General features: G+C 42.0%; 9 protein-coding genes. 1 reads left to right on the top strand and 8 read right to left on the bottom strand.

The genetic code is table 11. From position 1 onward, the window contains the following. Nucleotides 1-53: 53 nt before the first annotated feature. From HMPREF9969_RS06225 to porQ, 8 genes are all read right to left on the bottom strand, one after another. Nucleotides 54-638 (bottom strand): hypothetical protein, encoded by a 585-nt coding sequence (locus HMPREF9969_RS06225; RefSeq protein ID WP_036895290.1) that lies wholly within the window; start codon nt 636-638, stop codon nt 54-56. Between the two features lie 11 nt (nt 639-649). After that, nucleotides 650-3,874 (bottom strand): carbamoyl-phosphate synthase (glutamine-hydrolyzing) large subunit, encoded by a 3,225-nt coding sequence (gene carB / locus HMPREF9969_RS06230; protein ID WP_009435057.1) that lies wholly within the window; start codon nt 3,872-3,874, stop codon nt 650-652. Further along, on the bottom strand, nt 3,874-4,950 hold the full coding sequence (gene carA / locus HMPREF9969_RS06235) for a glutamine-hydrolyzing carbamoyl-phosphate synthase small subunit (RefSeq protein WP_009435042.1): 1,077 nt from the start codon (nt 4,948-4,950) through the stop codon (nt 3,874-3,876). The genes carB and carA overlap by 1 nt, the downstream gene beginning before the upstream one ends. 141 nt (nt 4,951-5,091) lie before the next feature. Then, complete coding sequence (locus HMPREF9969_RS06240; protein ID WP_009435022.1) at nt 5,092-6,993, bottom strand: hypothetical protein; 1,902 nt, start codon at nt 6,991-6,993, stop codon at nt 5,092-5,094. A gap of 139 nt (nt 6,994-7,132) precedes the next feature. Further along, the gene (glmS, locus tag HMPREF9969_RS06245; RefSeq protein ID WP_009435019.1) at nt 7,133-8,980 is read right to left on the bottom strand and encodes a glutamine--fructose-6-phosphate transaminase (isomerizing); all 1,848 of its coding nucleotides are present in this window, start codon (nt 8,978-8,980) and stop codon (nt 7,133-7,135) included. Nucleotides 8,981-9,147: 167 nt separating this feature from the next. Further along, nucleotides 9,148-9,921, bottom strand: coding sequence for a polysaccharide biosynthesis/export family protein (locus HMPREF9969_RS06250; protein ID WP_009435028.1), 774 nt, complete (start codon nt 9,919-9,921; stop codon nt 9,148-9,150). Between the two features lie 192 nt (nt 9,922-10,113). Then, nucleotides 10,114-10,806 (bottom strand): (d)CMP kinase, encoded by a 693-nt coding sequence (gene cmk, locus HMPREF9969_RS06255; protein ID WP_009435034.1) that lies wholly within the window; start codon nt 10,804-10,806, stop codon nt 10,114-10,116. Between the two features lie 415 nt (nt 10,807-11,221). Continuing rightward, a complete protein-coding gene (porQ, locus tag HMPREF9969_RS06260) occupies nt 11,222-12,166 on the bottom strand; it encodes a type IX secretion system protein PorQ (RefSeq protein ID WP_009435038.1) in 945 nt (314 codons plus the stop codon). A 153-nt stretch (nt 12,167-12,319) separates the two neighbouring features. On the opposite strand from porQ, the gene HMPREF9969_RS06265 reads away from it, so the two are divergent. After that, complete coding sequence (locus tag HMPREF9969_RS06265) at nt 12,320-13,117, top strand: energy transducer TonB (RefSeq protein WP_009435071.1); 798 nt, start codon at nt 12,320-12,322, stop codon at nt 13,115-13,117. Nucleotides 13,118-13,167 lie beyond the last annotated feature (50 nt).

The raw sequence follows: 13,167 nt of genomic DNA on the forward strand, positions 1-13,167 counted from the left end.
TTTCAAAACTAAGAGGTGGAGTTCTAATCTTGCATCCTGTCCTCTTTTATTAACTACTTCTTGCCCTTTAAAGCCTCAATAGCATCAAAGGAATAAACCAAAGTACCACTAGTAAAGGTGGTTGCCTCAATCTTTAATGAGCGATACTTGCGTAAACAATCAACGAAAGCGACGGGATTTTGAACGAAAGCAGAATCAGTTTGCTTACTAACACCTGGTTTGTAAGTGAATCGTCCGACCTCATCTCCCTGTGCATAGACCCTTACATAATTCGAACTATCAAAACTATTCCCAGCGAACTGTTCGCCATCTCCAAGAATCATACAGGCTTCCAATCCTAGACGTCCAACCTTTCTTACACGGATAAACATGTGGTTAGAGCTTGTAATCTGCGATTTTTTGTTCGGAGCACTTTGTATCGTTGCTAGCGACGAATCGTTTAAGTAGACCCATGCAGATACGTAAGAGCCATTGTCCCCCTTAGTACTATCCAGGTTAACAGCCACCATGGTATCAACGAGTGTAGTATCATAATGTCCCACACCACGCGATGAGCACGAGGTGCAGGACGTAAGAGTTGTTGCTGTCACCAGCGTCAGAAAGGCGACTGGTAACAGCATCATGGATTGTAATCTCATTATGATTGATTCTAATACTCACCCCATGCCTTGATGTCGATGTCGTCGAGCGAGACATTACAGAAGGCATTGATGAACGCACTTGCCAATCGGCTATTCGTAATCAATGGTATGTTGAGATCGATGGCGGCACGTCTAATCTTATACCCATTGGTTAGCTCGCGTGGAGTCAAGTCCTTTGGCATATTAACAACCATGTCAATTTTCTTCTCATGTAGCAAGTCCAAGGCCTGAGGAGAATGTTCCTTATCAGATGGCATATACACAAGTGTGTTCTCAATACCATTCTCTGTGAGGTACTTAGACGTTCCTACGGTTGCAAAAAGCTCATAGCCGTGTTGCTTCAAGGTCTTTGCTGCATCCAACATTTCGGCTTTCTGCTTTGCACCTCCTGTAGAGAGAAGGATGGTCTTCTTCGGTATTCTCTGTCCGACAGATAGCATACTCTTCAGTAAAGCAGTGGCGGAATCATCACCGAGACAGCCCACTTCACCCGTTGAACTCATGTCTACACCAAGTACAGGGTCGGCTTTCTGCAATCGATTGAACGAGAATTGAGAAGCCTTAATGCCCACATAATCAAGGTCAAAGAGGTTCTTGTTAGGCTTTTCAACAGGTACTCCGAGCATGATCTTAGTAGCGAGATCGATGAAGTTGAGCTTTAGAACCTTACTAACAAATGGGAATGAGCGACTCGCGCGAAGGTTACATTCGATGACAAGGATGTCATTGTCGCGTGCCATATACTGAATGTTGAATGGTCCATTGATGTGTAGCTTCTTTGCAATCTGGCGGCTAATGCGTTTGATTCGACGCACTGTTTCGACGTAAAGCTTCTGTGGTGGGAACTGAATAGTTGCGTCTCCAGAGTGTACACCAGCAAACTCTATGTGCTCAGAGATGGCATATGCCATGATTTCTCCATCCTTCGCAACAGCGTCCATCTCGATCTCCTTTGCGTTCTCGATAAACTTACTAACTACTACAGGATGGTCTTCACTAACGTTAGCAGCCAACTGGAGGAATCGAGTTAACTCATCCTTATTAGAACAAACATTCATGGCTGCACCCGAAAGAACGTAAGATGGGCGGACAAGAACAGGGAATCCGACCCGGTCAACGAACCTGTCTATATCCTCCATACTTGTTAGTGCGCTCCATTCTGGTTGGTTAATTCCGTTCTCAGTAAGCATAGACGAGAACTTAGCACGGTCTTCCGCGTTATCGATGTCCTTAGCTGCTGTACCTAGAATTGGTACGTTCTCTTCATCGAGATACATGGCTAAGTTGTTAGGAATCTGACCACCTGTTGATACGATGACACCATGAGGAGTCTCGGCATCAATGATGTCCATGACACGTTCGAAGGTCAATTCGTCAAAGTAAAGACGGTCACACATGTCATAGTCAGTCGATACTGTCTCAGGGTTATAATTGATCATGATAGATCGATACCCTTGTCTTCTAATGGTGTTCAATGCCTGTACACCGCACCAATCAAACTCGACAGAACTACCGATACGATAGGCTCCCGAACCTAGTACAACAACCGATTTTCGATCATTGGAGAACGTGATGTCAGAACCAACACCAGCGTAGGTTACATATAAGTAATTGGTTTGTGCAGGATATTCGGCAGCTAGTGTGTCTATCTGCTTGACGACAGGAAGGATGCCAAAACCCTTACGCAATCTTCTCACAAGCATCATTGCTTTGTGCATATTAGGGCATTCCTCCTCTAGATTGACAGCACGTGCTATCTGGAAGTCAGTGAATCCGTAGACCTTAGCCTCACGCAATAACTCTTTATCAAGCGTATTGATATTCTTGCGTTTCAGCTCTTCGTCAATGTCAATGATATGCTTTAACTTATTCAAGAACCACTTGTCAATCTTTGTCAAGTCGTGTATTTGATCAACAGTATAGCCCTTGTGCATAGCCTTTGAGATGATGAATACACGCTTGTCTGTTGGTTCGCGCAATGCAGCATCTATGTCTTCAATCTGCAACTCCTTGTTTTCAACAAAGCCGTGCATGCCTTGTCCTATCATTCGTAAGCCCTTCTGAATTGCTTCCTCGAAGTTACGTCCAATCGCCATAACCTCTCCGACGGACTTCATACTTGACCCTAACTCCTTATCGACACCACGGAATTTACTTAGATCCCAGCGTGGTATCTTGCAGACAACATAGTCGAGTGCAGGCTCAAAGAAGGCTGATGTAGTCTTTGTAACGGAGTTTTTCAATTCAAAGAGACCATAGCCCATACCTAATTTAGCCGCCACGAAAGCCAAAGGATAGCCTGTTGCCTTACTTGCAAGAGCTGACGAACGAGACAAACGAGCATTTACCTCAATCACACGATAATCCTCACTCTGTGGGTCGAAGGCGTATTGTACGTTACATTCACCGATGATGCCGATGTGACGAACAATCTTTATTGATAATGCGCGGAGCTTGTGATACTCGCTATTAGTCAATGTCTGTGATGGAGCAATTACGATAGATTCCCCCGTGTGGATACCTAGTGGGTCGAAATTCTCCATGTTACAAACTGTGATGCAGTTGTCATATTGGTCACGAACAACCTCATATTCGATTTCTTTCCAGCCCTTGAGACTCTTCTCAACAAGTACTTGAGGAGAGAAAGAAAAGGCTTTCTCACATAGAGTGTTTAGCTCATCTTCATTGTCAGCAAAGCCACTGCCAAGTCCTCCGAGTGCATAGGCCGCACGCACAATGACTGGATAACCAAGCGTCTTAGCAGCTTTGCGTGCCTGAACAATATCCTCACAAGCCTCACTTTTAATGGTCTTTACATCGATTTCATCAAGTCTTTCAACAAAGAGCTCACGATCTTCTGTATTCATGATAGCCGCAACGGGGGTACCAAGAACTCGTACATTATATTTCTTTAGTATGCCTGTACGTTCTAACTCTACACCACAGTTCAATGCAGTCTGACCACCGAAGGATAAGAGAATGCCATCAGGACGCTCCTTCTCAATCACCCTTTCAACAAAATAAGGTTGTACAGGAAGGAAATAGATCTGGTCTGCTACGCCTTCAGAAGTTTGCACTGTAGCGATGTTCGGATTGATGAGAACGGTAGAAACACCTTCTTCTCGTAATGCTTTTAATGCTTGTGAACCAGAGTAATCGAACTCTCCTGCCTCACCTATCTTCAATGCTCCCGATCCGAGAAGCAGTACTTTTTTAATTGAATCGTCTTTCATTATCTTAGTGTTTCTACGAATTTGTCAAACATAAAGTATGTATCAACAGGACCAGAGCAAGCCTCTGGATGGAACTGAGAAGTAAACCATGGATTCTCAACATGACAGATACCTTCATTGCTACCATCATTCATGTTGACGAAAAGTTCTTTCCAGTCTTTATCAAGAGTAGACGCATCTACGGCGTAACCATGGTTCTGGGAGGTGATATAACACTTATTAGTACCAACCATACGAACTGGTTGATTGTGTCCACGATGACCATATTTCAACTTATAGATAGTTGCTCCTGCTGCCTTTGATAATAGTTGGTTACCCATGCAAATACCACAGATAGGCTTCTTACTCATGCTCATCTGTTTGCGAATTACATTAACGGCATCGACGCACATATCGGGGTCTCCAGGTCCATTCGCTAGGAAGAGTCCATCATAATCCATCGATGTGTAATCATAGTTCCAAGGTACTCGGATAACCTCTACTCCTCTATTAATAAGTGAACGAATGATGTTTGCTTTCACACCGCAATCTACAAGTATAACCTTCTTGCCTGCGCCTTCATTGTATCGAATAATCTCTTTCGTGGATACGAGGTCGACGAAGTTTACGCCTTCATAATTAGCTTCTGGGATGTTATCAGGCTCATCGTCAAAGAGAATCTTACCCATCATCACACCATGTTCACGCAGTACTTTGGTTAACTCACGAGTATCAATGTTGGTGATACCAGGTACATGTTCACGCTTCAACCAATCGCCTAGGCTCTCTACAGCATTCCAATGGGAATACTGTTCTGTGTAGTCTGATACGATGATAGCAGACGCATAAATCTTGTCGCTCTCCATGAATGTTGGGATGCCATTTGCCTCTATAGAGAATGGAGGCACACCATAGTTTCCTACTAAAGGAAAGGTCATGGTCAGAAGTTGACCAGCATAGGAAGGGTCTGTAAGGCTCTCTGGATAACCCATCATGGCCGTGTTGAATACCACCTCACCAGCAACTGGTGCATCGTATCCAAACGACTTGCCATGGAATTTTGTTCCGTCACTCAGGACTAAAGTTACGTTCCTCATTATTACTTAGTATTGTTGAGTTGATTGTTTTTATGTATTTCTTGTTAATGTTCTAACACTGGAAAAAGGACGTATGATTTGTGCGGTTAATTCAAGAGAAATGTCTTGAGCGCACAAGCCGTACGTCCTTATCTATAGAGATTAGCTCATGTTATGCTTGAGGTGTTCATGTTCATAATAATTGATGAAGTTCTGGTTGACCAGTCTCATACCACCTGGAGTAGGGTAGTCACCCGTAAAATACCAGTCACCAGGATGGTTCGGAATAGCATTATGTAGACCTTCAATGCTTTGGAAAACAAGTTCGACTGGCGTCGTCATGCCCTGCGGTCGAAGTATCTCTACAATCTTTTGATTGATTTCTTCTATGGTGAAAGGTTTATAAATGGCCTTTACTGAATTATTGAGATGTTCTCCTTTAGGTTTGGCAACCTCTTTCTTACAGGCTTCATAAACATCATGTAGAAGATTCTCCATATTCCGTTCACGTATTAACTCAATGGTCGCACGGAAGACACAGAACTCTTCTGGACGTGGCATGTCAATGCCGTAATAGTCGGGAAAGCGTATCTGTGGTGCACTGGAAACAATGACAATCTTCTTTGGATGTAGACGATCTAAGATGTGAAGAATGCTTTCCTTGAGAGTTGTCCCTCGAACAATAGAATCGTCTATGATTACTAAGTTGTCCTTGTAGGGTTCGATACTCTCATACGTTATATCATAGACATGAGAGGCGAGGTCATTGCGTGAATTACCCTCAGTGATAAATGTTCTTAGCTTGATATCCTTCCATGCTACCTTCTCAGCACGTATTCCTTGCTTTAGAATCTGATGTATATCTTCTTCTGAAGGGTTGCTCCCCAAGGCTGTTATTTGCTCAACTTTTCGTTTGTCAATCCATTCTTTAAAACCATGAGTTAACCCATAGAACGCTACTTCTGCAGTGTTAGGAATAAATGATAAAACTGTGTGAGTTGTATCATAATTGACTGCTTCTAGGACGCGTTCTGTCAATTGTTGACCTAGTTTCTCACGCTCTTTATAGATGTCTCTATCCGATCCACGAGAGAAGTAAATACGCTCAAACGAACAGGCCGAATAAGTCTTTGGCTCAAGTATCTGCTGTAGGCTTGCTTCTCCCCGTTTGTTAACTATTAAGGCTTGACCCGGTTTTAACTCTTGTATGTCTTCACATTCTAGGTCGAAGGTTGTCTGTAAGACGGGGCGTTCACTAGCAACTACTACGATCTCATCGTTCTTATAATAGAATGCAGGACGTATAGCCCATGGATCTCGAATAGAGAACATCTCGCCTGAACCTGTTTGTCCGCAGATAACGTAACCACCATCGAAATGCTCCATGGTAGTCTTGAGGACATTACTTATTTGTATGTTATCTTCAATATACTCTGTGATGTCTCGTTTAGTAAGTCCAAGTTCCTGTGCCTTCACAAAGTTGCGTTCAACTTCACGATCAAGCCGGTGTCCCATGAGTTCTAATAGAAGGTAAGTATCGCTATAGATGCGTGGGCATTGCCCTTGGTCAGTCAGTTTCTCAAATATATCCTCAATATTTGTCATATTGAAGTTGCCACACATACATAGATTCTTTGCCTTCCAGTTGTTGCGACGTAGGAAGGGATGGACATAAGAAAGACCACTCTTGCCAGTAGTTGAGTACCGGAGGTGGCCCATATAAAGCTCTCCCGCAAAGGGAAGACTAGTTTTTGCAAAAGAAACATCAGACAATTGCTCCTGTGATAAGCCTTTATAATGCTTGTGTACATCAGCAAATATCTCTGTAACAGCATTCTTTCCCTCTGCTCGTTCACGGAACATATACTCGTTACCAGGCTCGGATGAGAGTTTCACAGCAGATAATCCAGCCCCTTCCTGACCACGATTATGCTGCTTCTCCATCATAAGATAGAGTTTATTTAACCCGTACATCCAGGTTCCATACTTCTCCTGATAATACTCTAACGGCTTTAGCAACCTAATCATTGCTACTCCGCAATCTTCATGAATGTTCTTTTCCATTTATAAGATGTATTGTCTGTCTTTTACAATTACCGATGTTTACTAATCTTGTTTGCGTTTTCGTTACCAGCTTATAAGCATTCCCCGTCATTTTGGATACCCTGTTGAGTATCCTAGATGATGGTGATATCAGAGACTTTCACTCTACTGTAACAGACTTTGCCAGATTACGTGGTTGATCCACATCCTTGCCTTTGCAAACTGCAATGTGGTATGCCAAAAGCTGTAATGGGATTGTTGCAACTAGTGGTTCTAGACATTCCATGCAATCAGGAAGCTCTATTACGGCATCTGCGATATGAGAGATTGTCGTGTCACCTTTAGTTACTAAGGCTATAACCCGACCTTGTCTTGCTTTTATCTCTTGTATGTTGCTACGTACTTTCTCGTACATCCCGTTCTGCGTTGCGATAGCTACTACAGGCATATCAGAATCTATCAAGGCAATAGGACCATGTTTCATCTCTGCTGCGGGATAGCCTTCTGCATGAATGTAAGAAATCTCCTTTAATTTTAATGCACCTTCCAAAGCTACTGGGTAACTAAATCCACGTCCCAAGTAGAGGAAGTTTCGTGCATAAGTGAAGGTGCGTGCCATATCTGCGATTTGGTCATTTACCTTCAACACGTCCCTTATCATATTAGGAATTTCTGCCAATTCTTTAACCGTACGCACGTATTCTTCGTGTTTAATAGTTCCTTTGGCATTTGCTAAAGCTAGTGCAAACATCGTTAAGACAGTGACCTGTCCAGTGAAAGCCTTTGTAGAAGCAACACCGATTTCAGGGCCTACGTGGATGTAAGTTCCTGTATCAGTTGCACGCGGGATACTAGACCCGATAGCATTACAAATGCCGTAGATAAAAGCACCTCTAGACTTTGCTAACTCTACAGCTGCAAGTGTATCGGCTGTTTCTCCACTCTGTGAAATGGCTATGACAACGTCGCTATCACTTACAACCGGGTTACGATAGCGGAACTCACTAGCATATTCAACCTCTACAGGAATCCTACAGAAGGTTTCAATCATCTGTTTACCAATAAGTCCTGCATGCCAACTTGTACCGCAAGCAACGATGATGATGCGCTTAGCATTGAGCAGTTTGCTGCGATAATCAATCATTGCACTCAAGGTAACATTATCGTGCTCTACGTTAATTCTACCTCTCATGCAGTTTGTCAAACACTCTGGTTGTTCAAAGATCTCCTTCAGCATGAAGTGATCGTAGCCTCCTTTTTCTATCTGACCAAGGTTGATATCTACCGTACGAACCTCTGGAGATAGCTTTTCATTGAGGATATTTACAACCTTCAACTCCTCTCCTAACTTCATTACTGCAATGTTGCCATCATCAAGGTAGACAACTTTATCAGTATATTCAATTATCGGACTAGCGTCTGAACCGAGGAAGAATTCACCCTCACCAATGCCTACTACAAGTGGACTCTGCTTTCTTGCAGCAATGATGGTATCAGGGTTACGCTTATCCAAGAGGGCTATGGCGTATGCACCAATTACTTGATGTAAAGCCAACTGTACTGCCTCTAGGAGACTAATGTCCTTCTTTGTCTGTATATAATCAATCAGTTGAACCAACACTTCAGTGTCTGTATCCGACTGAAATTGTATTCCTTTCTCTATCAAATTATGCTTTATTTCTGCATAATTCTCGATAATACCATTATGAATAATTGCCAAATTCTTTGACTGCGAATAGTGTGGATGCGCATTTATAGATGATGGCTCACCATGAGTTGCCCAACGTGTGTGAGCAATACCAATGTTTCCAGTGACGTTCTTATCAGTACAATACTCCTCTAAGTCAGCTACTTTTCCTTTTGTTTTATAGACATCTAAGTTGCCATTATTGTCTATCAGTGCCACACCAGCGCTGTCATATCCTCTATATTCAAGGCGTTTCAAGCCTTTAATCAGTATGGGGTAAGCCTCACGCTTCGTCCCAATATATCCTACAATACCACACATTTTACCTTAACCCTTTCCTTTTTATAACAAATGAGAACACCCTTACACCCGCTTCCTATCATCTAGCTCTGTTCTAGGCTAGGCAAGATATGGATGTCAAAGAATGTTCTCATTTTTAATATTTGCCTCTTTAATGAGGATATAAGTCCCCATTTAAAGATAGAATCTTACCTTCTTAAAACGTTAACCAATAGTGATGCTACTGACGTAACGATACCTATGAAAGAGAACCAAATAGTAGTAGAACTACCAATACTAGAGGTCTTTGCCTTCACAGAGTTTGGTTGAACGTACAACACGTCATTCTGTTGTAGATAATAATAAGGTGAGTTGATGATGTTAGCATCATTCAAATTCAGACGTACTGCATGCTTTTCTCCTCTTGCATCCTCACGTATCAACAGAATATTATTACGCTTACCATATACACCTAAATCGCCTGCCTGCGCAATAGCTTCTAGAACACTAATCTTCTCAGTCGATACTGGTATCACGCTAGGACGACCTACTTCACCCATGACAGTAATGTGATAACTACTCATGCGAACCGTCACAACAGGGTTCTCGGTGCGTGCAAGGTAAGGTTGAATCTTACTCTTTATCAAGTCCTCACATTCTGTTTTTGTTAAGCCAACAACGTGTATCTTACCGATAATAGGGAAGTTAATGAATCCCGTGTTATCAACTAGATAGCCCTTGAAAGCCGTAGATCCTTTGTCACCACCTTGCAGATTGAAGGGTGCAGCAGCCTCTGGATTAGTTGTATTGACTGTGATGGTTAATTCGTCTTTAGGCATAATTCGTGCATCAAAGAGACCACGTGAAGCGGCAAGACTAGTCGAGTCAATGTTCTCCACATAGGTGAAGCCCTTGCTAGAACCACATCCTGTCATTGCCATAATCATAGCTACTGCTATGAGAGATAAGATGATTTTTTTCATTTAAAAAATAGCGTGAAGTCAACTATTAATAATTCTTTTCTGCAAAAATACGACTATTTTTTGAGAATTACAAGCGAATAGCTTTTTTTCTCTTAGGTGATTCGTAAAATAGAGTTGACCTATAAATATTAATGCTACCTTAGCCTTTCTATTGCTTGATTTGTTCTCTCTTTTGGGGGAGATGAAATCCTTTTACGATTGAGCCACTTTACAATATTGGTCGTAAAGCCATTGCTGTTGTTCTGAAATTGTTAAGTTACTGTTATCTAATTCGATAGCATCATCCGCCTTACGGAGCGGTGACGTCTCACGATGGGTATCGATATAATCGCGTTCTTGTACATTCTTTAGAATCTCATTGAAGTCAGCATCCATGCCTTTACCCTTCAGTTCGTCGTAGCGTCGTTGGGCACGAACTTCTGCTGAAGCTGTGACGAATACTTTTAGTTCTGCATGTGGGAAGACCACAGTCCCGATGTCTCTTCCGTCCATAACGATACCCTTCTCTGCGCCCATTTGCTGTTGTTGCTCCACGAGAGCAGTACGAACGAAGGGGAGGGCAGCGATAATGCTGACATGTGAAGATACTTCCATTGTTCGGATTTCGGTCTCAATATTCTCTCCATTGAGATAGGTGTCAGGTCGTCCTGTTGCTTTATTCAACTGGAAACTAATTTTAATTTTATCCATCTGTGCCTTTAGTTCCTCTTCTTTTATCGAGCCGTCCGCATTGAATAGATGGTTACGTAAAGCATAGAACGTAACGGATCGGTACATTGCACCAGTATCTACATAGATGTAACCAATCTTCTTTGCAAGGTCTTTAGCCATCGTGCTCTTACCACATGAGGAGTATCCATCGATAGCGATAGTTATCTTTTTCATTCTGAATCCGTGTTTTGTTTTATCTATTTAGTACTGCTTTCTTGCGCAGTGAGTGCAAAGTTAATAAAAAAAGTAATATGTCTATGGTTCGAAATAGATTATTTGTCATTGTATTCATTTCATATATTGAGTTGAAAGGAATGTCTACTTCTATTTGAGAAGGGCGTTTCTTTAATGCGAAGAGAGCCTTTTCTCATGGCAAGGAAAGGCTCTCTTTAAGTAGAGAAGAGTGCCTGTTTAAGTCTATACGAAAGGATATTCAATTTGAGAAGATTTCTTCGATAGCTGCTCCTAGATAATTATTATGTCAGTAGGGGTGTGTTTGATAAATTCTAGAAATAGTACCCAATCACTCAAATCATGTGTAATTACAAAGATAAATAAGGTTATCTGTATCTAATGAAACAATTATTACTTAAAATGAATAGGCAAGATTGACTAAGACGGAGCTGCTAGCTGCATGATACTTACCATAGGCTAAGTTTAGTTTGAAGCGTTCGAGATTAATGCCACCACCCACACTAAAGCCTGCTCCATGCGCACTGGAATCCTCATTGCTACCGATGGTAATCTCGTCAGCTCGGCGGAAGTTGTAACCACCACCGACCCATATATTGTCAGACAAGAGGATGTCTGCACCAAGATTCAAGTGATTGATAAAGCGGTAATCATAATGAGTTAAGTCAACGAGAGTTGCAGATAGTCGTACAGGTAAGGCTGCAAAGGTTTTGCTCACACCAACTTGTACATCCATAGGCATCTTCCCATAGTTTTCTTCATAAGCCTTGATTTGACCGCCCAAGTTCTTTGCCACCATTGAAACAGACCATTGGTAATCAGGTTCAAACCAGTTGAGACCGAGGTCAACACCTACTGCCATGGAGCTGTAATTACCGATATATGAGTTGATAAACTTCGCTGTTATACCTCCCACGAGATTATGTGCTAATTCGTAAGAAAATATCCCTTCGATTGCAATCTCACTAGCATTAAAGGTTCCTATCTGTGTGTTGTTCTGGTCATACTCCTTCATCTTTCCATAGTTCATGTACTGGACTCCTCCTGCAATTGTCCCTTTCTCCCCCAAAGCCTTTGAGTAAGAAGCACCCATGTAATTGGCACCACTCATGTAATTCATATAACTCAAACCTATCGTCTTATCGCTTACCGATGATGCAAGAGCAGGGTTAGAGAACATCAAAGCAGGGTCATCTTCAATAATTGTAATATTATCTCCACCTAAAGCAGCAGCATGTGCACTAACAGGAAGACGTAAGAAATTGTATTCAGTTTGGCTCTCTTGAGCCCATAACATACAAGTGAAAAGGGTTGAGATGAGCGTTAAAACAAACTTTTTCATTTAATCTAAATTAATTTATCGGGCAAAGTTACAGCTTTTTCCGAATATCTTATTACTTTTGTCTTTGGAACTGCTTAAATAATAGAAGGTACGCTTCTCGGGTATAGAGCAGTATTTCATATAACGGCAATAGCTATAGTTTAGTATCTAACAGTGGAGATTAAGAAGTCAAAAAAAGCAGATTTAGAGAATAAGCGATGGGTTGGTTTCCTGTTGGGAATCATCATTGCCCTATCTATCTTCTTTGTTGCTATGGAATACAATGCCAATCCTTCAAGCGATGATGATACTAACGTGAAAGCCTTTAAGAATGTGACTCTTCACGATATGGATATGTTGCCAGCCATTGACCAGCAAGACTTAGCAAAGACAAAGGACGATAAGAAACCTACAATTGAGGATCTTTTGAATCTTAAACGTAGGGATGTCCCTAATAAGGTGACACCTCACGACGCAGGTAGCATGAACTCAAATGACAAGAAAACTGCCGCCCCGCAAGTGAGTGATGTTCCTATCGTTATGCCAATGGTCACCACCTTGCCAGATCCTCCAAAGGTGCAGGAAGATGCCAAAAAAGTGACGGAGAAGATGACAGATGATCCATCACAAGTGGAGGTGGAACGTTATGATGATAAGGTTAGTAAGCGTATTCTCTCGGATACTCCAACACCTCCTGGTGGCTGGGTTGAGTTTATGAAATGGCTTACGAAGACTTTACAATATCCTGCAGATGCGAAGAGTCAAGAACTGCAAGGTACTGTAAACATTACTTTCATCATCAATGTTGATGGTTCTGTGAATGATGTTACGATTAAGAGTGGGCGTTATCCTGTGCTAAATGCAGAGGTTTTGCGAGTCTTGAAGACTATGGGGAAATGGAAGCCAGGCATACAGAAGGGTAGAAAATGCCAGTCGTTAGTGGAGATTCCTGTTGTCTTTAAACTTTCATGATAAACATGTCTTTCATCTAGAAAGCGTCAATATCCATTGAAGTTTACCTA

This window comes from Prevotella sp. oral taxon 306 str. F0472, from assembly GCF_000257925.1.
Taxonomy (GTDB): Bacteria; Bacteroidota; Bacteroidia; order Bacteroidales; family Bacteroidaceae; genus Prevotella; species Prevotella vespertina.